Origin of the sequence: Nocardia violaceofusca NBRC 14427 (assembly GCF_963869435.1) — a bacterium.
Taxonomy (GTDB): Bacteria; Actinomycetota; Actinomycetes; order Mycobacteriales; family Mycobacteriaceae; genus Nocardia; species Nocardia aobensis.
Map to the genome: position 1 here is coordinate 141,236 of NZ_CAWMPM010000024.1, position 20,881 is coordinate 162,116.

18 protein-coding genes and 1 pseudogene are annotated in these 20,881 nt (G+C 68.3%); 10 read left to right on the plus strand and 9 right to left on the minus strand.

The genetic code is table 11. From position 1 onward, the window contains the following. Positions 1-26 precede the first annotated feature (26 nt). Positions 27-1,796, minus strand: coding sequence for a purple acid phosphatase family protein (locus AC5592_RS20245; protein WP_084506920.1), 1,770 nt, complete (start codon positions 1,794-1,796; stop codon positions 27-29). 120 nt (positions 1,797-1,916) lie between these two features. On the opposite strand from AC5592_RS20245, the pseudogene AC5592_RS20250 reads away from it, so the two are divergent. After that, positions 1,917-2,114 (plus strand): annotated as a pseudogene (locus AC5592_RS20250) (hypothetical protein); the annotation flags it as partial. 128 nt (positions 2,115-2,242) lie between these two features. On the opposite strand, the gene AC5592_RS20255 reads toward AC5592_RS20250, so the two are convergent. The 3 genes from AC5592_RS20255 to asnB all read right to left on the minus strand — a co-directional run bounded on the left by AC5592_RS20255 (position 2,243) and on the right by asnB (position 5,058). Next, entirely contained in the window at positions 2,243-2,512 is a 270-nt protein-coding gene (locus tag AC5592_RS20255; RefSeq protein WP_039777254.1) for a DUF2277 family protein, read from the minus strand. 53 nt (positions 2,513-2,565) lie between these two features. Next, positions 2,566-2,901 carry a hypothetical protein gene (locus tag AC5592_RS20260; protein ID WP_063065129.1) on the minus strand — a complete coding sequence of 112 codons (336 nt, stop codon included), beginning with the start codon at positions 2,899-2,901 and terminating at the stop codon, positions 2,566-2,568. A gap of 231 nt (positions 2,902-3,132) precedes the next feature. Next, entirely contained in the window at positions 3,133-5,058 is a 1,926-nt protein-coding gene (asnB, locus tag AC5592_RS20265) for an asparagine synthase (glutamine-hydrolyzing) (protein ID WP_063065130.1), read from the minus strand. A 456-nt stretch (positions 5,059-5,514) separates the two neighbouring features. Here asnB and ctaC point away from each other — a divergent pair, with 456 nt between their 5' ends. Beyond that, positions 5,515-6,513, plus strand: a complete 999-nt coding sequence (gene ctaC, locus AC5592_RS20270; RefSeq protein ID WP_083870695.1) for an aa3-type cytochrome oxidase subunit II — start codon at positions 5,515-5,517, stop codon at positions 6,511-6,513. A gap of 18 nt (positions 6,514-6,531) precedes the next feature. Next, positions 6,532-6,948: a cytochrome c oxidase subunit 4 gene (locus AC5592_RS20275; RefSeq protein WP_036500184.1), complete on the plus strand. Its 417-nt coding sequence runs from the start codon at positions 6,532-6,534 to the stop codon at positions 6,946-6,948. 132 nt (positions 6,949-7,080) lie between these two features. Here AC5592_RS20275 and AC5592_RS20280 read toward each other — a convergent pair whose 3' ends face one another. Both AC5592_RS20280 and AC5592_RS20285 read right to left on the minus strand, forming a co-directional pair. Further along, complete coding sequence (locus AC5592_RS20280; RefSeq protein WP_036500186.1) at positions 7,081-8,364, minus strand: FAD-binding oxidoreductase; 1,284 nt, start codon at positions 8,362-8,364, stop codon at positions 7,081-7,083. A gap of 28 nt (positions 8,365-8,392) precedes the next feature. Continuing rightward, complete coding sequence (locus AC5592_RS20285; protein WP_063065131.1) at positions 8,393-9,304, minus strand: CPBP family intramembrane glutamic endopeptidase; 912 nt, start codon at positions 9,302-9,304, stop codon at positions 8,393-8,395. A gap of 374 nt (positions 9,305-9,678) precedes the next feature. On the opposite strand from AC5592_RS20285, the gene AC5592_RS20290 reads away from it, so the two are divergent. After that, positions 9,679-10,446 (plus strand): SDR family oxidoreductase, encoded by a 768-nt coding sequence (locus AC5592_RS20290; RefSeq protein ID WP_036500187.1) that lies wholly within the window; start codon positions 9,679-9,681, stop codon positions 10,444-10,446. A gap of 291 nt (positions 10,447-10,737) precedes the next feature. Here AC5592_RS20290 and AC5592_RS20295 read toward each other — a convergent pair whose 3' ends face one another. Together AC5592_RS20295 and AC5592_RS20300 are read right to left on the minus strand one after the other, a co-directional pair. After that, on the minus strand, positions 10,738-11,376 hold the full coding sequence (locus AC5592_RS20295; protein ID WP_084506922.1) for a PASTA domain-containing protein: 639 nt from the start codon (positions 11,374-11,376) through the stop codon (positions 10,738-10,740). A gap of 9 nt (positions 11,377-11,385) precedes the next feature. Further along, positions 11,386-12,270, minus strand: a complete 885-nt coding sequence (locus tag AC5592_RS20300) for an IclR family transcriptional regulator (protein WP_063920350.1) — start codon at positions 12,268-12,270, stop codon at positions 11,386-11,388. Positions 12,271-12,812: 542 nt separating this feature from the next. On the opposite strand from AC5592_RS20300, the gene cysD reads away from it, so the two are divergent. From cysD to AC5592_RS20325, 5 genes are read left to right on the plus strand one after another with little or no spacing between them, the layout of a single operon-like run. Beyond that, the gene (gene cysD / locus AC5592_RS20305; protein ID WP_036500296.1) at positions 12,813-13,718 is read left to right on the plus strand and encodes a sulfate adenylyltransferase subunit CysD; all 906 of its coding nucleotides are present in this window, start codon (positions 12,813-12,815) and stop codon (positions 13,716-13,718) included. Further along, complete coding sequence (gene cysC, locus AC5592_RS20310; RefSeq protein ID WP_051024488.1) at positions 13,718-15,610, plus strand: adenylyl-sulfate kinase; 1,893 nt, start codon at positions 13,718-13,720, stop codon at positions 15,608-15,610. Before cysD ends, cysC begins: the two co-directional genes overlap by 1 nt. Before the next feature lie 35 nt (positions 15,611-15,645). After that, positions 15,646-16,887 carry a hypothetical protein gene (locus AC5592_RS20315; RefSeq protein WP_063065133.1) on the plus strand — a complete coding sequence of 414 codons (1,242 nt, stop codon included), beginning with the start codon at positions 15,646-15,648 and terminating at the stop codon, positions 16,885-16,887. Then, a complete protein-coding gene (locus AC5592_RS20320) occupies positions 16,884-17,675 on the plus strand; it encodes an SDR family oxidoreductase (RefSeq protein ID WP_063065134.1) in 792 nt (263 codons plus the stop codon). Before AC5592_RS20315 ends, AC5592_RS20320 begins: the two co-directional genes overlap by 4 nt. A 13-nt stretch (positions 17,676-17,688) precedes the next feature. Next, entirely contained in the window at positions 17,689-18,825 is a 1,137-nt protein-coding gene (locus AC5592_RS20325) for a sulfotransferase family protein (protein WP_063065135.1), read from the plus strand. A 78-nt stretch (positions 18,826-18,903) separates the two neighbouring features. On the opposite strand, the gene AC5592_RS20330 is transcribed toward AC5592_RS20325, so the two are convergent. After that, positions 18,904-19,569 (minus strand): TetR/AcrR family transcriptional regulator, encoded by a 666-nt coding sequence (locus AC5592_RS20330; protein ID WP_063065136.1) that lies wholly within the window; start codon positions 19,567-19,569, stop codon positions 18,904-18,906. 140 nt (positions 19,570-19,709) lie between these two features. On the opposite strand from AC5592_RS20330, the gene AC5592_RS20335 reads away from it, so the two are divergent. Next, complete coding sequence (locus AC5592_RS20335) at positions 19,710-20,861, plus strand: acyl-CoA dehydrogenase family protein (protein WP_063065137.1); 1,152 nt, start codon at positions 19,710-19,712, stop codon at positions 20,859-20,861. The last annotated feature ends 20 nt before the right edge of the window (positions 20,862-20,881 follow it).

A 20,881-nucleotide genomic window follows, 5' to 3' on the forward strand; every position in this document is an offset into this window, starting at 1 on the left:
TGCAGGTGCCGATGACCGCGGCCGGGTCAGTGGTCGGAACGCGGCCGCGTGAGGATGAAACTGTCCACCGGCTTGACCGTGTCGGTCACGGCGTAGTAGGTGGCGGTCATGGTGGTGTGGCCGCCGGGGGCGCCGGGATCGACGTCGAAAGCGCAGAATCCGTAGGGATGGTCGGGATCCTTGAAGGCCGACCAGGGTGCCTGCTCCATCACATAGATCGGCGCCTTCTTGCCGGTGGCGGGGTCGACCGCGCCGACGCCGGTGATCACCCGGCACTGCTGCCCGGGGAAGAACAGCCCGTTCGAGGGGACGGAGGTTCCGCCGCCGCCGATCACGAGATGCACTGTGCCCCTGGAGGTGTCGATGATCTCCGGTGTGGTCGCGGTGGCGGGCGTGACCGCCTCCGGGACCGGTTTCGGGGTGAGGGTGTCACTGCCGAGGACGCCGCGGACGGGATGGGAACGCTCGTAATGGTGTTCGTGGCCGCACAGCACCAGGTCGACCTGGTAACGGTCGAACAGCGGTAGCCATTCCTGGCGGATCCCCAGATCGGCGCCGTTGGCCTTGTCGGCGGAGGAGATCGCGGTCTGATGCATGAACACGACGATCCAGTCGATCGCGCGGTCCGCCCGAGCGGTAGCCAATTCCTTGTCCAGCCAACGCTTCTGGGCACCGCCGGAGTAGCCGTGCACATAGGAGTTGCCGCCGTCCTGCAGGCAGATGTCGTCGTTGGCCACCGCGATCACCCGGACCGCGCCGACCGTGAAGGCGTACCAGAGCCCGCGCGCGAGATCCTCGGCCCCGCTGTCGGGCACGGTGAAATACGTTTGGAACGCCTCGTAGCCGATCGGGCCGTTGCCGCGTTCGTTCTCGTGGTTACCCGGCGCCGGCATCCACGGGCGGTGGCGAGCGGACCGGGAATTGTTGGCCCACCAGTCGTTCCAGGTGCGGATCCGGTCGGTGGCGAGATTGGCGTAGCACAGATCGCCGTTGACGAGATTGAACAGCGGGGCCAGATGTTCGATCCCCGCGGTGACGTCACCGGCGACGGGGGAGCCGAGGTTGTCGTTGACGTAGCGGCCGTTGTCCAGCTTGCCGAGCGTCGGAGTGCCCTGATCACCGAAACTGGTGAAGCGGAACGCGGCCCGGCCCGCCGGCGCGGTGCGGTGCGTGCCCAATTCCGGTGTGGCACCGTCGTGTCCGGCTGCGTAGATGTAGTCGGTGTCCGGCGTGAGCCCGGTCAGGACCGCGTGATGGGCGTATACCTCGGTGCCCGAGGCGGCGTCCCGGTAGACCCGGGTCTGTGCTTGCGCGGCCGCGCCGAATCCGGTTGTGGCCGTGCCGAATCGCACCACCGGATTGCGCACCGATGCCGAACTCTGCCAGCTCACCACGGCCTCGCGCGCGGCGTCGGCACCGAACTGCAGGTGCAATCCCGTTACCGGCGGTGCGGCCACCCGGGCCGGACCCGTCGCCAATTCCGGTGACAGCGGCCAGAATCGCCCGCCGCCGGTCGAGGAACCCTCGTCGTGCAATGCCGCCGTCGTCCCCGCACCCACGGCCAGCCCGGCGAGCGCCGCCGCCCCCGACGCGCCGAACAGCCATCGCCGGCTCACCCCGCGCGATCGGTCGGGGCGCGCGCCGCCTCCCTCCGGTCCGCCTGCTCGTGCGGCGGCGTGCGGCCCGGCGGTGACATCTCCGTGGGTACCGGTGCCCGGCGTCGAACCAGGACCGGCCCCCGCCCCGGCGCTACCCGCCTGCTCCGATACCGGCTCCGACGCATCCCGCTCGTCCATACCTCCAGCCAACCGTGCGCGGGTTCAGAAAACCCGACGCCACGGCGAACTCCGGGTGAATCACGAGCCGGGACGACGGCTCGAGGACTTGGCGTCCGGATCGGTGGTTAGCCGAGCACTATGGATCACGACAGGGCCCCGGTGCTCGACGCGCTGCGCGATTTCCGGCGGCGGGGCTTCGTGCCGTTCAGTCCACCGGGTCACAAGCAGGGACGGGGAGTCGATTCCCGGGTACTGGACGTCCTCGGGCCGGATGCGTTCGCCGCGGACGTGGTCGCGCTCAACGGGCTCGACGATCGTCTGCTGCGGTACGGGGTGCTGGGTGAGGCGCAGGAATTGATGGCCGACGCGGTCGATGCGTACGAGTCGACGTTTTCCACCCGATGCCACCGACCCCACCCTGTCGACGGTCCGCGTGGTGGCGAAGGGTTAGGTCCGCTCCGGGCTCAGGCGCGGGCGGCGATGCGCGCCTGCACCTCCGGTCGCCGCAGCGGCGGAACCGACTTCGGCGGCACCTTGCGGTCGGGCAGGGCCGCCAGCAGGCGGGTGGTGGCCGCGGCGATCTCGGCGACGGCCTCGTCGACCGCGGGGCGGGTGGCCGCGGAGATACTGCTCAGGCCACCCACCTTGCGGACGTACTGCAGCGCGGCCGCCTCGATCTCCTCGGCCGTGGCTTCCGGTTCGAGGCCGCGCAGGGCGGTGATATTTCGGCACATAGCTACGAGGTTAGGCCGTGTGCCGGGTGCGATCGAGCCGATGTGATCTCGGCTCAGGAGGCGCTGCCGGTCGAGAACGGCGAGTAGCCGTAGCCGTACCCGTATCCGTAGCCACCCGACCACGGGCTGTTCCATCCCGGATAGAAGCCGCCGTAGCCTCCGCGCGGCAGGCCCCAGCCCGGCATTCCCCAACCACCGTGATGCTCCCAGCCGTGGTGGCCCCAGCCATGGATTTCCTGGGCCTGGGCCGGGGCCGGGGCTGGGGCCGCCGCCGGTTCGGCGAGAGCGGGGGTGGCGGCCGCCACGATCGGCGCCGCCGCGATGGCGACCGTGATCACGGTGCGTGACATGCGGGTGCGGAGCTTCGAGGGCAGGTCGTTTCGAACCATCGGAATTCCTTCGGTACGTGTCTCGGTCGTATCCGTCCGCGGCCCGATCGGGCCGCGCGACTAGCTTGACGTCATTTAATGTACCGCTGTTTAACGGTACGTTCAAGAGCGTCGAAAAGATGACATGACTACGAGTGGGCCTTCGAAGGGGGTCGCCGCACACGGGACGGGCGCCGCACCGCCGGCCGTGATCGGCCGCGGTACGACGCCCGCGTCGCTGGTATCCGCCGGCTAGAGCCGCACGGGGTAGGTCGGCTCCTGGATATCGGGCTTGATGCGGTCTTCGACGAAGATGCCGTGCCAGATCATGAACACCAGCAGCGTCCACAGGCGACGGCTGTGGTCGCCGTTGCCGGCCCGGTGCGCCTCGAGCATGGCCTTGATCGCGGACTTGTCCAGCAGATGGTCGGTCTGCGATTCCGCGATCTGGGTGGCGGCCCAGTCGTAGAGTTCCGGTCCGCGCAGCCAGTGCCGCAGCGGCACCGGGAAGCCCAGTTTCGGCCGGTGCAGCACATGCGGCGGGACGATTGTCTCGAGCGCGCGGCGCAGCGCGTACTTGGTGGTCTCCTTGGTGATCTTCTGCTGATACGGGATCTGCTCGGCGACCGCGAACACCTCGGGATCCAGGAACGGAACCCGCAACTCGAGCGAATTGGCCATCGTCATCTTGTCGGCCTTGACCAGGATGTCGCCGCGCAACCAGGTGAACAGGTCCAGATGCTGCATGCGCGCCACCGGATCCCAGCCGCGCGAGCGCGCGTAGATCGGGGCCGTCACATCCTGATGCGTCCACTCCGGGCGGAATTCGCGCAGCACCGAACGCAACTGGGCGTCGTTGAAGCTGCGGGCATTGCCGTAGTAGCGCTGCTCGAGCGGCAGTGAACCGCGGTGCAGCAGGCTCTTGCCGCGCGTCCCGTCCGGAATCCGGTCCGAGAGCTTGCCGGCCAGCCGCCGCACGCCCTTCGGCAGGTACTCGAAAGGCTTGAGCGACAACGGTTCCCGATAGATCGTATAGCCGCCGAACAGCTCGTCGGAACCCTCGCCGGAGAGCACCACCTTGACGTGCTTGCGGGCCTCCTGGGCCACGAAATACAGCGGCACCAGCGCCGGATCGGCGACCGGATCGTCGAGGTACCAGACGATCTCGGGAATCGCGCCGGCGAATTCCTCGGGGCTGACGGTGCGGATGAAATGCTTCGCGCCGATCGCCTCCGCGGTCTCGGCCGCCACATCGGCTTCCGAATACCCCTCCCGCTCGAACGCCGAGGTGAAGGTGAGCAGATTCGGGTTGTGCCGGATCGCCAGCGCCGCGATGGCGGTGGAGTCGATGCCGCCGGACAGGAAGGCGCCGACGGTGACGTCCGCGCGCATGTGCTTGGCGACCGAATCCTCGAGCACCGCCGCGATCTCGCGGTAGCGGGCGTCCTCCGAGCCGGCCGCGAACGGGCGCACCCGGAAGTTCGGCTCGAAGTAACGGGTGACTTCCGGCGCGGCGCCGGGGCGCAGCGTGGCGTAGCAGCCCGATTCCAGGCGGCGGATGTTCGCGTGCAGCGATTCCGGCTCCGGCACGTACTGCAGCACCGTGTAGTGCTCGAGCGCGCGCGGATCCAGTGCGTCCGAGAGATTCAGGGCCGGCAGCAGTTCCAGCAGGCTCTTCTTCTCGCTGGCATAGGCGGTGCCGCCCGGGCCGGTAGCCAGGAACAGCGGCTTGATACCGAACGGGTCGCGGGCCAGTACCAGCTCCTGGGTCTCGGTGTCCCAGATGGCGAAGGCGAACATGCCGCGCAGCTTGGAGAATGCCGCGGTGCCCCAGTGGTGATAGGCCGCGACGATCGCCTCACCATCCCCCTCGGTGGCGAACCGCGCCCCGAACTCCTCGCTCAGCTGCGCGCGCAACTCCAGGTAGTTGTAGATCTCACCGTTGAACGCCAGCGCATAACGCTGCGTATTCTCCGGCGGACCCCAGCGCAGCGGCTGATGCGAATGCTCGATGTCGATGATCGACAGGCGGTTGAAGCCCAGGATGATGTGTTCGTCGTGCCAGGTGCCGCGCTCGTCCGGGCCGCGATGGCGCCCGCACTGCAAGGCGTCGTACACCTGCTGTACGACGGAGTCGGTGGCCACATCGGCGGTCAGAAATCCCAGCAGTCCACACACTGCGTCGAGAACCTCGTTTCCGGATCGGGTACGCGGAGAACATTCGAAACCAGTCCCCGAGTATGCCGCACCGCGGGCCTGCTCGTCGCCTCGCTGGGCGGCGGTCGCGCTCGCCAGGGATTTCGCGTACGGGCGCGTGAGCGGCGCGGAGGTACGGCCGGGGATCGCACCCGGTGGCCGGTGTGTCGAAAGCGACCCGGGCACAACGCGGGAGGCGGTTTGGTCTACGCTGCGTAGTACTCGGGAACTCTCGTGGTCGGCCGCGCGTTCGGTGCGGCTCGCGGAAGGCTCCCGAACGTGCTGAAAACGCGCCGCCCGGCATCCGGGTGGCGCCGTGTCGGATGGACGACCAGGAAGGCGTTGAGCGTGGCGCACAAGGCGAGCGAAGCGATAGGGGCACGACCCGCCCGGGTACGGCGGGGCCGCATCCTTCGGCGGGCCGGGCTGGCGGTGTCCATGGGGATCACCGTGATGCTCGTCTCGGGCTGCTCGATCGACAATCCCGTGCTTCGGTTCGGCTGGCCCTCGGGTGTGACCCCGCAGGCGACCCGGATGCGGGAACTGTGGACGTGGTCGGTCGTCGCCGCCCTGGCGATGGGTGTGCTGGTCTGGGGCCTGACCTTCTGGACCGTGGCCTTCCACCGCAAGAAGAAGAACTCCCCGGAGTTCCCGCGGCAGACCGGCTACAACGTGCCGCTGGAGCTGACCTACACCGCGATTCCGTTCGTGATCATCGCGGTGCTGTTCTACTTCACCGTGGTCGTGCAGAACTACGTGCACGAGAAGACCTCGAACCCCGATGTGGTCGTCGACGTGACCGCGTTCCAGTGGAACTGGAAGTTCGGCTACCAGAAGGTCGTCGGCCAGAACGGCCAGGTCCACGACGGTGTCGACCAGACCCGTCAGGCGATGAACGAGCAGATTCAGAGCGAGTACAAGGAGCGCACCGCCGACGGCCACCCGCAGCCGGGTCCGCTGCACGGCCTGCCCGCCAACGACATCTCCTACCTGCACTACGACAAGGTGGAGACCGTCGGCTCGTCCAACGAGATCCCGGTGCTGGTGCTGCCGACCAACAAGGTCGTGGAATTCCAGCTGGCCTCCGCCGACGTCATCCACTCCTTCTGGGTGCCGGAGTTCCTGTTCAAGCGCGACGTGATGCCGAACCCGAAGGAAAACCACTCCGACAACACCTTCCAGATCACCAAGATCGAGCACGAGGGTGCCTTCGTCGGCCGCTGCGCGGAGATGTGCGGTACTTTCCACTCGATGATGAACTTCGAAGTGCGTGCCGTGACGCCGGACAAGTTCGACAAGTACATCGCCGCCCGCGAAGCGGGTAAGACCAATGCCGAGGCCCTGTCGAGCATCGGCGAGTCGCCGGTCGCGACGACCACGCATCCGTTCGACACCCGTCGCACCGCGCGTGAAGCCAGCCAGGCCGAGAGCAAGTAAGAAGGGTACTGAACTGACATGAAGGTCGAAGCACGCATCTTCGAGCTGCTCACGGTGTTCTTCATCATCGTGGCGGTTGTCTACGGATTCTTCACCGGCCAGTCCCGCACCGGCGTCGAGTGGGCGGGTACCACCGCCATCGTGCTGACCGCCGGACTGACGCTGATCGTCGGCACCTACTTCCGCTTCGTGGCCCGCCGCCTGGATCTGCGCCCCGAGGACTACGAAGAGGCCGAGATCATCGACGGCGCCGGCGACCTGGGCTTCTTCTCGCCCGGCAGCTTCTGGCCCATCCTGCTGGCCGGTTCCGCCTCGGTCACCGCGCTCGGCTTCGCGTTCTTCCAGTACTGGCTGATCGGCCTGGGCGTGCTCTGTGTCCTGGCCTCGGTCGCCGGCCTGGTGTTCGAGTACCACGTGGGACCCGAGAAGCACTGAGCATCTGACGGCAGTCGCGAGCGCCCCGGCTTCGGCCGGGGCGCTTCGTCGTTGCGGGGGCCGTTCGAGATACTGCCGGAAAAGCCGAACGCCCCGACATGTCTGCCGGGGCGTTCGGTCTACGCACAGGGTTCAGTCGGGGGTGTGATAGCGGCGGGCGCGTTCGGAGCGGCAGATGTCGTCGATGCCGGAGGTGATCTCACGCATCAGTTCCGGTGCGCCGGAGCGGCCGGAGTAGGTGCCGGTGGGGCGCAGGCGGCAGGTGAAGGTGATGAAGCCGTGGTCCTCGCCCGCGGATTCGTGCAGATCCGGGGAGCGCACGCCGTAGGTCATGGCGGAGATGACCGTGATGGCGCCGCTGCGTTCGCGGTGGTCGGCGAACAGGTCGTGCAGCCGGTGGAAGACGGTGCTGTAGCTGCTCATGGGCGCGAAGACCGCCACCCGGTAGGCGGGGCCGCGCTCGGAGGAGCTGATCACCGTGTCGGCGAGATATTCGGCGTCGCGCAGCGTCAGCACCTTCGGCGCGAACATCAGCGCGCCGGCGGCGGCGTTGCGCACCGGCATACCGGCGCGGCCGCCCGCGGCGGAGGCGATGGCGCCCAACGACTTTCGCGCCCGCGCACCCAGTTCACGGCGGGCCCGCAGTGAGGGGGTGGCGGTGGTGGGATGCAGACTCGACCACTGGCCGAAGCGGACCGTGCCGAGCTGGATGTTGCCGGTGCCGACCGGTCGCGACACCCGCAGCGGCGCGGTGTCGACCCAGCGGCCGACCTGCAGCAGGGCGTCGCCGGGGCGGGTGATCTCGGCGTGCGAGTGTTCGACGAACGTGTCGAAGTCGAGGAATCGGTGCGCGTCGGACGTCAGCCAGGTGTGGTCCTTGTCGACCTCGATGGCTTGCAGCGTCAGCGCCGTGATGATGCCGGTGCGCCCGGCTCCGCCGAGGATGCGCCGGAAGCGGTCGGCGTGATGGGTGCGCCCGCAGGTGCCGAATCGACCCTCGGGGTCCACGTATTCGAGGGCGACCACGTTGTCGCTGAACATGCCGTAGCGGTGTGAGGCCGCGCTGAGCCCGCCGACGGCCGCGAAACCGCCGGCGGTGATCTCGCGGTGGTCGCCGACGATCGGCAGCCCCAGGCCGTGCGCGGCCAGGGTGCGATCGATATCGGACAGGCGTGCGCCGGCCTGCACCCGCACCAGTCGCGCGTCGGCGTCCACCGCCTGCACGCGGTTCATCCGCCGCAGCGACATCACGATGCGACGGTCGGGCGGGGCCGGTTCGTCGTCGAGCTGCTCGCTGCTGTGGTCGCCGCCGCGCACGGTCAGCGGTTGCGGTCGTGAATCTCGCACTGTGCGAACGACATCCGCGGTGTCGCGGGGCAGGTATTCCTCCGGAAGAGCAGCGAGCGTGGTACTCATGGCCTCAAAGCTAACCACAGTAGCGGCGCTACGTCTGCACCGAAGTTCGCGGTGCAGGTGCGGGGGTTTTCGCAATCGGCGCGAAGGCGAACAGTGCGGTCGCCACGGCCGCCCACAGGATCCACCCCGGGATGCCGGAACCGCCCAGCAGCGTGTGCGCGTGCTCGCTCGAGTCGGCCGACTGCAGGGCGCCGAAGATCATCGCTCCGCCGTTCCACGACGCGTGCGCGATCGCCGCGGGCCACACGCTGGCCGACCGCAGGCGCAGCCAGCCGAGGACGGCGCCGAAGCAGATGCAGAACGGGATGTAGGCCGCCGCCGACCAGGCGCCGATATCGGTGAAGCCGTAACCGAGCAGTGTCAGCGGGGCGTGCCAGAGGGCCCAGACGACGCCGGTCGCGATCAGCGCCACCGGGGTGCCGTAGCGGGAGATCAATTGTGGCAGTAGCCAACCGCGCCAACCGATCTCCTCGCCGAGCGCATTCGGCAGCGTCGCGATGACGGACGTCGTCAGCGTCTCGAACAGCATCGCGACCAGCATCGAAGTGTCGATTGTGCCCAGATCGAAATGGAACCAGCCGAGCGCCGCACTGATCTCGTAGCCGATCCACGCGACCATCTGCGTGCCGAGCCAGGCGGCGACCATCAACCGGGCGGTGCGCGCGGGTGCCGGACCGAGTCCGAGGCCGACGTCGGCGGCGAAGCCGGGAGCGGCCTGGACGCCCGGGGCCGCGGAGCGCGCGATGACGGGCTGCCGCATCCTCGACCGTGCGACCAGAACGGCCACTGTCGGGGCGAACATCATGAGGGCCGCTCCGTCGTGCAGCCAGGGGACCGATTCCAGCCCTTTTCCGTCGATCCAGGGAATCGACGCGAGCACCCACGCGAGTGCGTACGCCACCACGATGTAGGTGGCGATATCCGAACGCCGAGCAATCATAAGTCCGTCCTTGCGACTGAATCCGATGCCGATCGGGATCGGCCGTCACCTCTCCGGCACTCGGCGCCCCCGGATACTTCGACGCGGGGGATGTGGGATCGGTTCCCGCGCAGTGTGGTTCGGATGGTGCGTCCGCCGATGTGCGGGCGTGCCGGGCGAGGGGAGTTGGGACGCCCCGTGAACTTTTCGTGCAAACCGCCACTGGAAATGCGGAAAACCGCCGGATTCGGCGAGGTTTGCACGATTAGTTCACCCAGCACCCGACTTGCTAGTTCACCCAGCACCCGACTTGCCGACGCTTACCGTGCTGATCCGGATGTGACATCGGCTGCCGGGTGCTTGCCCGGACCGCGGGGGCGGGGTTGGGTGGAGGCATGAGCACAGTGCTGGTGACCGGTGGGACAGGCGCGCTCGGGCGGCACATCGTGGATCGGCTGCGCGAACGCGGGCACGACGTGCGGGTGCTCTCGCGACGCCCGGGTGCGGGAACGCACGTGGGGGATCTGGCGACGGGGGCCGGTGTGCGCGACGCTGCCGAGGGTGCGGAGTCGATCGTGCACGCGGCCTCGGACTTCCGGCGGTTCGGCAAACCGGATATCGAGCAGACGCGGAATCTGCTCGCGGCCGCCGGGGGAGCGCGGCATCTGATCTACGTGTCGATCGTCGGCATCGACCGCATCCCCTTCGGCTACTACCGCAAGAAACTCGCCTGCGAACACCTGATCGCCGACAGCGGTGTGCCGCATACGATTCAGCGCGCCACCCAATTCCACGACCTGATCGCCGCGGTGCTCGCCGGGGTGCAGAAGCTTCCGATCGCCCCGCTGCCCTTGGATTTCCGCTTCCAGCCGGTCGCCACCGAAGATGTGGCCACCCGCCTGGCCGACCTCGTCGAAGGCGAACCCCGCAGCCGTGCGGCAGATTTCGGTGGACCGCAGGTATCCACGCTGGGCGAGTTGGTGAAGACGTGGCAGCAGCATTACGGGCGCCCTCGGCGGACGGTGCCGCTCCCGCTCCCCGGCGAGATCGCGCAGAGCTTCCGTGCCGGCGACAACACCTGTCCCGAGCACGCCGACGGCACCCGCACGTGGGCCGACTACGTCGCGGCGAACCCGGGCCCCAGCTACCGGCTGCGTGGTTGATCCGCCGGGGACAGGCGCTCGAGCACGCCGGCCAGCCCGCTGCGGATATGCGCGGCCGAGCCGGTCTCGAGGCCGTGGGTCACCTCGTGCCACGGCCCGAGCCGATGCCATACCGCAGGTGAGCGTCGACGAAATCGATCACCCTGGTGGTGCGGCCGGCCTCGACCAGGATGTGCTCGGGACCGATATCGCCGTGGACGACGCTCGACCCAGCGGTCGTCGACCAAGGTTGCCACGGTGTCCCAGCCTCCGGAAAACCCTATGGTGCGACCGTAACTCGATGGCCGTGGGTCAGCAGGGACTCTGCCCGCCGACCTCGCCGGTGGCGAGCTCGATCGTGGTGCCGGTGGGTACCGAGGTCTCCGCGTCAGGGGTCTGGCTGCTGATGACGCACTGACCGCCACCCGGTCCGCGGCCGGTGCCGCCGGTGATGTGCGCGTGCAGGCCGGCGGCGGTGAGGAGTTGATCGGCGAGGGCCGGGCGGTCCCCGCGGACATCGGGAACGGTGACCGTGCCGGGCGAGGGAGATGTGCTCGCGCTGGGGTTCGCGGCGTTCGGTGCGCTCGTCGCGCCGCCGGACGTGTGCGCAGTGGCAGCCGAAGTGCCCGCGAGGGTGGTAGTCGTTGCGGGCGTCGCACTTTCGGACCCGCAGCCGGACAAGGCCGCGGTCACTGCGAGTGCGGCGATCGAAATCCGCAGGGGGAGAACGCCACGGCGGAGGTGGAGGGAAAGGCGTGGGAAGGTTGAGGTCGGCACATTCCGACCGTAGTTGCTGCAGCGTCGATGCGCGTGGTCTGGTTGTGGCATGTGGAGGCCCGGTGGGACCAGGCGCTTCCTTCCGCCATGGCAGTCTTCGGCCCTGAATCGATGTACCGGTGGCGGCAGTTGCCCGCCCGTCGCGATCGGCATTCCTATGCTCGGGCAAGGCATGCCGGTCGGTCAGGTGCCGGTGGTGGTCCGGGTGATCTTTTCTGCGGTGGCCGTGATGGCGGCGCCGAGGTTGGTGAGGTGCTGGGCGGAGAGGCGGGTGTCGGGGCAGGCGACTACGGCGGCGATGACGCGGTCGCCGGCGAAGATGGGGGCGGCGACGGTGACTACGGCGTTCTCGGCGCCGAGTTCGTCGGGGAGGTAGTCGATGGTGATCAGGTCGGTGATCATGCTGCCCAGGCGGTTGCGGAGCGGGTCGGTGACCGGTGAGTTGCGCAGGGCGGCAAGGGCTTCGAGGATGGGCGCGGATTCGTCGGCGAGGCGTTCGACGGAGTAGCCGCGGGCGCGGACGGCGTCGAGTACCGCGAGCAGGCGTTCGCGATGGGCGGGGTCGGCGTGGTCGATCCAGGTGGTGCGTTCGGAAGCTGGTGCCCAGGCGATGAATTCGCGCGCGACCGGCGGTGCGAGGGGCAGGCGGCGGCCCTGCCGGATCCACGGCACCGAGGGAGTCCCGGCGACCTCGGTGATGATGATCGACCCGTCGTCGCGCTCGGCCAGGAAGACCGGAAAGCCCTGTTCGGCAACGAATTCCCGCAGGAGATCGGCGGCCAGCCGGCGCAGCGGGAACGCCGCCTCCGCACGGCGTGCGACGGCGAGCAGCCCCATCCCCAGGCCATAGTTGCCGTCGAGATCGCGCACGGTCCAGCCGTCGGCCGTGAGCTGGGTCAGCACCGCATGTGCCGTCGCCCGGGAGAGTCCGGTCTCGCGCACGATCCGCGCCAGCGACAAGTGCTCGGCGGGACGGCGCGACAGCAGTTCGATCACCCGCACCACCCGATGCGTGGGTGGTGATCCCGCGGAGGCGGCGGGAGTAGCGATGTCGGTGCCCTCGGACATGGCGCCCTTTCCTGGTCGATAGGTCGATCCATGCGGCCGGTGATCGCGCCGCACTCGACGGTGACGGGCCACACCGCCGCTCACCGTACCGGTCGCCGCAGCCGCGCTCCTTCGAGTGCGGTGGCTGCGTTCGGTCCGGTCGACATCGGGGCGCGGCGGGCGGGTAGCGAATGTCGGAGCTTCCGGATACGGCGACCTTCCTGTTGGCTCCGCGCTCTGGGGTGGGGGCCATCTCGGCACGGTGCTCGCCGCGGCGTGCAATGGCCACGCCGAAGTCCGAGATCACCGGTGCCGTGGAGCGCAGGGGCTCACCATCCGCTCCCGCGGCCGGTCGACGCAGCGACGCCGCGCCGGTAGGGCGGCCGGGTGGGCGGCGAAATCCGCGCGGGGGCGACAGCCCCTTGACCGACGCACCCGCATCCGCTTATCGTCGGTGTCACAATATCGAACAATAGCGTCGAATATTCGACATCGCAACCCGGAAGTGGTCGAGATTTCGGATTCGGGGAAGCGGTGCGAGCGATGCGGACAAGGCGAATGTGATGCGGACGGGATACGAGCTGTCGCATCTGTCGGCCCTCGAGGCCGAATCGGTGCACATCTTCCGGGAGGTGGCGGCCACCTTCGAACGGCCGGTGCTGTTGTTCTCCGGCGGTAAGGACTCGGCGGTGATGCTGGAGTTGGCGCGGAAGGCGTTCTGGCCGGCGGCGCTGCCGTTCGCGCTGCTGCACGTCGACACCGGGCACAACTTCGACGAGGTGATCGACTTCCGCGATCGCACGGCGGCCAGGCTCGGTGCGCGGCTGCTGGTGGCTCGGGTGCAGGACGATATCGACGCCGGGCGGGTGATCGAACGCCCGGGGGAGAGCCGGAATCGGTTGCAGACCACCACATTGCTGCGTGCGATCGCCGAACATCGCTTCGACGCCGTGTTCGGCGGGGCGCGGCGCGACGAGGAGAAGGCGCGCGCCAAGGAGCGGGTGTTCAGTTTCCGCGACGAATTCGGTGCCTGGGAGCCGCGGGCGCAGCGCCCGGAGGTGTGGAACCTCTACAACGGCAAACACCGTGCGGGACAGCACATCCGGGTGTTCCCGCTGTCGAACTGGACCGAACTCGACATCTGGGAGTACATCGACCGCGAGGCGGTGGAACTGCCCCCGCTGTACTACGCGCACCGCCGCCCGGTCTTCCGGCGTGACGGAATGCTGCTGGCTGCCAATCCCTTCCTGACTCCGGGCGCGGACGAGAAGGTGTTCGAGACGACGGTCCGGTTCCGCACCGTCGGCGATGCCACCTGCACCGGATGTATCGAGAGCGAGGCCGCCGATCCGGCGGCCGTGATCGCCGAAACCGCGATCACCCGGCTCACCGAACGCGGCGCCACCCGCGCCGACGACCGCATCTCCGAATCCGGGATGGAAGACCGCAAGCGGGAGGGCTACTTCTGATGAGCCGCAATCTGTTACGTCTCGCGACGGCCGGCAGCGTCGACGACGGCAAGTCCACCCTCATCGGCCGCCTGCTCTACGACTCCAAGAACCTGTTCTCCGATCAGCTGGCCGCCATCGAACGGGCCAGCGCCCAACGTGGCGATGCCGCAACGGATCTGGCGCTGGTGACCGACGGCCTGCGCGCCGAGCGGGAGCAGGGCATCACCATCGACGTGGCCTACCGCTACTTCACCACGCCGCGCCGCAAGTTCATCATCGCCGACACCCCGGGCCACGTGCAGTACACGCGCAATATGGTGACCGGCGCCTCCACGGCCGATCTGGCGTTGATTCTGGTCGACGCGCGCAAGGGCGTGGTCGAGCAGACCCGCCGGCATGCGTTCCTGGCCTCGCTGCTCGGGGTGCCGCACCTGGTGGTGTGTGTGAACAAGATGGATCTGGTGGACTGGTCGGCCGCGCGGTTCGAGGAGATCCGCGAGGAATTCGCCGATTTCGCGGCGAAGCTGACCGTCGGCGACCTGAGTTTCGTGCCGGTCTCGGCGCTGCACGGCGACAACGTGGTCACCGATTCCGCGCATACGCCGTGGTTCGCCGGCCCGCCGCTGCTGAGCCACCTCGAACAGGTGCATATCGCCTCGGACCGCAATCTGATCGACGCGCGGCTGCCGGTGCAGTACGTGATCCGCCCGCACGCCGCCGACGCCGCCGCCGGCGGGGCCGGGCATCGCACCTATGCCGGAACCATCGCGGGCGGCATCTTCAAACCCGGCGACGAGGTGGTCGTGCTGCCGTCCGGGCGCTCGTCGCGGGTCGCGCGGATCTGGGGGCCGGGCGGGGTGAAGGTGGACGAGGGGTTCACCGGGATGGCGGTCTCGGTGGAACTCGACGACGAGGTCGACGTCGGGCGCGGAGATATGCTGGCCCGTCCCGGAAACCGGCCGCATATCGCCGGTGAGGTCGACGCCATGGTGTGCTGGTTCTCCGAGACCACCGAACTGCGGCCCGGTGCTCGCTACACGATCCGCACCGCCGCCCAGACCACCCGCGTCCAGGTCCACGAACTCGACTACCGGCTCGACGTCAACACCCTGCACCGGGTCGCCGACGCGGAAGCCCTGGCGCTCAACGACATCGGCCGCCTCACCCTGCGCAGCCAGCGTCCGCTGATGGTCGACAGCTACCGCGACAATCGCCGCACCGGCAGTTTCATCCTCGTCGACGAGGACACCGACCAGACCGTGGCTGCCGGGATGATCCTGGCCCGCGACACCGGACCGGAGTCCGTGCCCGACGTCTCGGCCGCACCCGCGGTGGTGCGTGCGGACGTCGTCTGGCACAGCTCGTCGGTGGGACGCGGCGAGCGCCCGCACGCCGGCGCGACGGTGTGGCTGACCGGTCTGTCCGGCTCCGGAAAGTCCACTATCGCCGTGGAATTGGAGCGCCAGCTGGTGGCCGCCGGCCGCCCGGCCTACCGGCTCGACGGCGACAATCTGCGGCACGGGCTCAACGCCGACCTCGGTTTCACCGACGACGACCGGCGCGAGAACATCCGCCGGGTGGCCCAGGTCGCCTCGCTGTTCGCCGACGCCGGTCTGATCGCCATCGTCTCGGTGATCAGCCCGTTCGCCGACCAGCGCGAACAGGCGCGCGGGGTGCACGCCGCGAGCGGCCTGGACTTCCACGAGATCTTCGTCGACACACCGCTGGAGGTGTGTGAGCGCCGCGATCCGAAGGGCTTGTACGCCAAGGCCCGCGCGGGCCGGCTGCCGGAGTTCACCGGGATCGACTCGCCCTACGAACGTCCCGAACACGCCCAGCTCGTGATCACCCCCGACCACGGCTCACCCGCCGAAATCGCCGCGCTGATCCGCCGCGAACTGAGACTGTGAACCGCAGTACCGCCCGCACAACACGCTAGGACGACATGAGTACATCGACAGGCTCGTCACCGGGAACCGATACCGCCACCGGAAATGGACTTCCGGGCGGCGGCGCTCCCCTGACCGAACCGTTCACCGCGGCGATCGCCGAGGCCGAGAAGCTGATCGCGGCAGCGGATTTCATCCACGACGAGAAGGATCTCGCCGAGGGCTACGACTACCTCGCCGGCAGTATCGCCGCCTGCCTGCAGCTCTCGGGTACGCACGGCACCAGCCACCCGTACTTCGTGAGCTCCACCGGCCCGCACGCGAAAATGGGTCTGGACAACCCGGATACGCTCTACTACCACGCCAATGTCGAGCCGGGTGCGGAATATCTGCTCACCGGTGTCCGCGGCAGCACCGTCGACCTCAGCTTCCAGGTGCTGCGCGGCGACTACACCGCGACCGACGTGCCCAACGGCGACGACGCCTTCGACGACCGCCGCCTGCAGATCGCCGCGGACGGCAGCTATCAGCTCCGCTTCGGGCCGCCGAAAGCCGATGCCGGGCCGAACTATTTCGTTCTCGGTGAGGGCGCCTCGATGCTGGCGGTGCGCGAGGTCTACGGCGACTGGAACGCGGAGACGAAGGGCAGTGTCCGCATCGAGCGCCTCGACACCGTCGGTACCGCGGCGCCCGAACCCGGTGTCGAACAGTTGCGCAAGCGGTATCGGGCCGCGGCGCGGGCGCTGGTGCAGCGCATCCACACCTGGTTCAACTTCCCCAAGTGGTTCTATCTCGACCTGCCGGTGAACACCCTCACCGAGCCGCGGCTGACCCCGGGCGGGCTCAGCACGCAGTACTCCTCGGTCGGCCACTTCGATCTCGACGACGACCAGGCGCTGGTGATCACGGTGCCGAAATCCGATGCGCCGTATCAGGGATTCCAGCTCGGCAGCCGGTGGTACATCTCCCTCGACTACGTCAACCACCAGACCAGCCTCAACAGCGCACAGGCCCAGGTCGATCCGGACGGGATGATCCGCATGGTGGTCTCGGCGCGCAATCCGGGCATCGTTAATTGGATCGAGACCACCGGACGCCGCCGCGGCATCCTGCAGTTCCGCTGGCAGCGCGTCGCTCGTGAGATGACCCCGGCGGACGGACCGCAGTTCGCGCTGGTGCCGTTCGACGAGGTGGCGGCGCAGCTGCCGCACTACGACCTCAACCGCATCGATGAGCAGGGCTGGCGGGCCCGTATCGCCGACCGCCAGCGCGGTTTCGCCGATCGGATGCTCGGATGAGCGCCGCAGCGGGCCTGCTGGCCGACAAGGTGGTCGTGATCAGCGGCGTCGGCCCCGGGCTGGGCCGCGCCCTGTGCGTCCAAGCGGCCGCGGCCGGCGCCAAGGTGGTGCTGGCCGCACGCACCGAATCGCGGCTGCGGGAGGTGGCCGACGAGATCGACGGCGCGGGCGGGACGAGCCTGGTCGTGCCGACCGACATCACCGACGATGCCGCGGTGGCGAATCTGGTCGAGCGCACGGTCGAGACCTTCGGCCGGGTCGACGCGCTGGTCAACAACGCATTCGCGATGCCGTCGATGAAATCGCTGGCGCGCACGGACTTTCAGCAGATCAGCGACAGTCTCGAGCTGACGGTACTGGGCACGCTGCGCGCGACCCAGGCCTTCACCGACGAACTGGCCAAGACTCGCGGCGCGGTGGTGATGATCAATTCGTCGGTGCTGCGGCACTCCGAACCGCGCTACGGCAGCTACAAGGTCGCCAAATCGGCGCTGCTGGCGATGTCGCAGACGCTGGCAACCGAACTGGGCGCCAAGGGGATTCGGGTCAACAGTGTGGCGCCCGGCTACATCTGGGCCGATCAGCTGAAGTGGTATTTCGGTGAGGTCGCCAAGAAATACGGCATCACCGTCGACCAGGTGTACGAGCAGACCGCCTCCCGGTCGGATCTGAAGCGACTGCCCGAACCGGACGAGATCGCCAAAGCCGTGGTGTTTCTCGCGTCCGACTGGGCCAGTGCCATCACCGGCCAGACCCTGGACGTCAACTGCGGCGAATACCACGTGTGAGGAACAGAATTTCATGACCGCTCGTACCAACGTCGGCACCGTCGAGGATCTGCACGCATCCGCCACCAAGGCGTGCGGCCTCACCGATTTCGGCCCCGACGACTACACCGAGGCGCTCGGTGTGCTGCTCGACTCGTATCGGCGCGACGCCGACCTCACCGAACTCGGTTCCAAGATGAACCGCTACTTCCTGCGCGGCGCACTGGTCGCGCGGGCGCTGAGCGAGGCGTCCTGGAAGGCGAACCCCGGATACGCCGAGACCGCGATCCAGCGGCCGATCTTCGTCACCGGCCTGCCCCGCACCGGCACCACCGCGCTGCACCGGCTGCTGGCCGCCGACCCGCAGCATCAGGCGCTGGAGATGTGGCTGGCCGAATTGCCGCAGCCGCGCCCGCCGCGTGAGACCTGGGCCGACAATCCGGTGTTCCAGCAGATCGACGCCGGTTTCGCACAGCATCACATCGACAATCCGGAATTCATGGGCCTGCACTACATGAGTGCCGCCGAGGTCGAGGAATGCTGGCAGTTGCTGCGCCAGACGGTGAAGTCCATCGCCTACGAATCGCTGGCCTACCTGCCGACCTATTCGCAGTGGTTGCAGAAGCAGGACTGGACCAACGCCTATGAGCGGCACAAGCGCAATCTGCAGTTGATCGGCCTCGGTGATTCCAGGGGCTGGGTGCTGAAGAATCCCAGTCACCTGTTCGCATTGGACGCGCTCATGGAGGTCTACCCCGACGCGCTGATCATCCAGACCCACCGTGACCCGGTGACCATCGTCGGTTCCTCGTGCAGCCTGTCCGAACAGGCCACCAAGGGCTGGTCGAACACCTTCATCGGCGAGACGATCGGCCGCACCCAGCTGGAGTTGTGGTCACGAGGCCTGCGCGAATTCAATTCCGCGCGTAAGCGTTACAACCCCGGCCAGTTCCTCGACGTGCAATTCGAGGATCTGCGGGCGGACCCGTTCGGCACGGTCGAGAAGATCTATTCGACCTTCGGGCTGGATTACACCGAACCCGCCCGCAATGCGATGCAGGCCCTCGACGAGGAGAGCAAATCGGGCGATCGCAAACCCGCCCACAAGTATTCGCTGGCCGACTACGGGCTGACCGAGGACGAGGTCAGGTCGGTCTTCGCCGATCTCTGAGATCGCTGTACCCGCCGCGGGCCGGCTCGGAATCATGGTCCGAGCCGGCCCGCGGCGTTTTCTGCCGTCTGAGCCGTGTCAGCCCTCGGTGGTTTTCTCGCGCCGGCGGGCGCGGCGCTGCTGGATGGCGGCGAAGCGGATCTCCAGCCCGGTCACAAACGATTCCAGCGCCAATTCGAAACTCTCCGAGTCGATTTCGTCGGCCTTGGCGCGCAGCAGGTGCGCCTGTTCCAGGTGCGGGTAGCGGTCGCGATAGACCTGGACGTCGTCGACGAAGCCGCGGGAGAACGAGCCGATGGTCGAGCCCATCACCACATACCGGGTGGCCGCCCCGATCATGGTGGCCTGGCGGGGTGGCCACCCGGCGCCGACCAGGCCGCCGTGCACGGCGTCGGCCGCGCGCAGATTCTCCTCGCGCTTACCGGGGCCCGAGGCCAGGTAGGGGACGAAGTTGGGGTGGCGGACCAGGGCCGCGCGGTAGGAACGCGCCCACGAGACGAGGCCGGTGCGCCAGTCGGCGGTTTCGAAGGCCGAGGCGTCCACATGGGACATGATGCCGGCGGCGATATCGTCGAGCAGATCGTCCTTGGTGGGATAGTGGCCGTACAGCGAGGCCGCCTGAACGCCCAGTTCGGCGGCCAGTTTCCGCATCGAGAGCTCGGGTAGCCCGTCGCGGTCTATCAATTCCAGTGCCGTCTCGCGGATGCGTTCGCGACTCAGTAGCGGTACCCGTGGCCGGGGCATCCTCGCCACCTCCTTCGCCGCGACACCGATCCGTGCCGAGTCAACCTACACCGTCCGGGGCCGGGGCCTTGAACATCCGAACAGTGTTAGTTTATCGTGGCGTAGATACCTAACAACGTTCGGTTAGGAGTTTTCCCGTCATGGATCTGGAACTCGGCGATGCCCACCGCGAGCTGCGCGAGGTCGCCCGCGCGTGGGTCGACAAGGAGGTCGTGCCCTATGCCGCGGCCTGGGACCGCGCCGAATCGGTGGATACCGCGATCGTGCGCAAGCTCGGTGACATGGGCTTTCTCGGCATCGAGATCCCGGAGGAACACGGCGGTTCGGGCGGCGACGCGCTGTCGTACTGCCTGCTGCTCGAAGAACTCGGCCGCGGCGACAGCTCGGTGCGCGGCATCGTCTCGGTCTCGCTCGGCCTGGTCGGCAAATCGCTCGAGACCTACGGCAGCGAACAGCAGAAACAGGACTGGCTGCCGCGCCTGTGCGCGGGGGAGTCACTGGGCTGCTTCGGCCTCACCGAACCGGGCACCGGATCCGACGCGGCGAATCTGACCACCCGCGCGGTCCGCGACGGCGAGGACTGGGTGCTCACCGGCACCAAGATGTTCATCACCAACGGCACCTGGGCCGATATCGCGCTGATCTTCGCCCGCACCGGCCAACCGGGGCCCAAGGGGGTCACCGCCTTCCTCGTGCCCACGGACGCATCGGGTTTCGGCCGCACCGAGATCAAGGGCAAGCTCGGCCTGCGCGGCCAGGCCACCGCGGAAATCGTGCTCGACGGAGTGCGGGTGCCGGACTCGGCGCGACTCGGCGGCGAGGGGCAAGGCTTCCGGATCGCGATGGCCGCCCTCGACAAGGGGCGCATGGGCGTGGCCGCCGGATGCGTCGGTGTGGCCCGCGCCTGTCTCGAGGCCGCCGTGCGCTACGCCGGAGAACGCGAACAGTTCGGCAAACCGATCGCCTCCTACCAGCTGGTCCAGGAGTTGATCGCCGATATCGCCGTGGACGTGGAGGCCGCGCGGCTGCTGGCCTGGCGGGTCGCCGACCTGGTCGAGCGCGGCCGGCCGTTCGGCACCGAGGCGTCGGTGGCGAAGCTGTTCGCCAGCGAGGCCGCGGTGAAGGCGGCGAACAACGCCATCCAGGTCTTCGGCGGCTACGGGTACATCGACGAGTACCCGGTGTCGAAGTATCTGCGCGATGCGCGGGTGCTCACCCTCTACGAAGGCACCAGCCAGATCCAGAAACTACTCATCGGCCGCGCCCTCACGGGCGTGAACGCCTTCGTGTGACAACCGATTGCGAGGAGAGA

What these genes read in the sequence shown, in the direction of transcription:
- AC5592_RS20245 (WP_084506920.1), bottom strand. Translation starts at nt 1,796, where the DNA reads ATGGACGAGCGGGATGCGTCGGAGCCGGTATCGGAGCAGGCGGGTAGC.
- AC5592_RS20255 (WP_039777254.1), bottom strand. Translation starts at nt 2,512, where the DNA reads ATGTGCCGAAATATCACCGCCCTGCGCGGCCTCGAACCGGAAGCCACG.
- AC5592_RS20260 (WP_063065129.1), bottom strand. Translation starts at nt 2,901, where the DNA reads ATGGTTCGAAACGACCTGCCCTCGAAGCTCCGCACCCGCATGTCACGC.
- ctaC (WP_083870695.1), top strand. Translation starts at nt 5,515, where the DNA reads ATGGGGATCACCGTGATGCTCGTCTCGGGCTGCTCGATCGACAATCCC.
- AC5592_RS20275 (WP_036500184.1), top strand. Translation starts at nt 6,532, where the DNA reads ATGAAGGTCGAAGCACGCATCTTCGAGCTGCTCACGGTGTTCTTCATC.
- AC5592_RS20280 (WP_036500186.1), bottom strand. Translation starts at nt 8,364, where the DNA reads ATGAGTACCACGCTCGCTGCTCTTCCGGAGGAATACCTGCCCCGCGAC.
- AC5592_RS20285 (WP_063065131.1), bottom strand. Translation starts at nt 9,304, where the DNA reads ATGATTGCTCGGCGTTCGGATATCGCCACCTACATCGTGGTGGCGTAC.
- AC5592_RS20290 (WP_036500187.1), top strand. Translation starts at nt 9,679, where the DNA reads ATGAGCACAGTGCTGGTGACCGGTGGGACAGGCGCGCTCGGGCGGCAC.
- AC5592_RS20295 (WP_084506922.1), bottom strand. Translation starts at nt 11,376, where the DNA reads ATGCCTTGCCCGAGCATAGGAATGCCGATCGCGACGGGCGGGCAACTG.
- AC5592_RS20300 (WP_063920350.1), bottom strand. Translation starts at nt 12,270, where the DNA reads ATGTCCGAGGGCACCGACATCGCTACTCCCGCCGCCTCCGCGGGATCA.
- cysD (WP_036500296.1), top strand. Translation starts at nt 12,813, where the DNA reads ATGCGGACGGGATACGAGCTGTCGCATCTGTCGGCCCTCGAGGCCGAA.
- cysC (WP_051024488.1), top strand. Translation starts at nt 13,718, where the DNA reads ATGAGCCGCAATCTGTTACGTCTCGCGACGGCCGGCAGCGTCGACGAC.
- AC5592_RS20315 (WP_063065133.1), top strand. Translation starts at nt 15,646, where the DNA reads ATGAGTACATCGACAGGCTCGTCACCGGGAACCGATACCGCCACCGGA.
- AC5592_RS20320 (WP_063065134.1), top strand. Translation starts at nt 16,884, where the DNA reads ATGAGCGCCGCAGCGGGCCTGCTGGCCGACAAGGTGGTCGTGATCAGC.
- AC5592_RS20325 (WP_063065135.1), top strand. Translation starts at nt 17,689, where the DNA reads ATGACCGCTCGTACCAACGTCGGCACCGTCGAGGATCTGCACGCATCC.
- AC5592_RS20330 (WP_063065136.1), bottom strand. Translation starts at nt 19,569, where the DNA reads ATGCCCCGGCCACGGGTACCGCTACTGAGTCGCGAACGCATCCGCGAG.
- AC5592_RS20335 (WP_063065137.1), top strand. Translation starts at nt 19,710, where the DNA reads ATGGATCTGGAACTCGGCGATGCCCACCGCGAGCTGCGCGAGGTCGCC.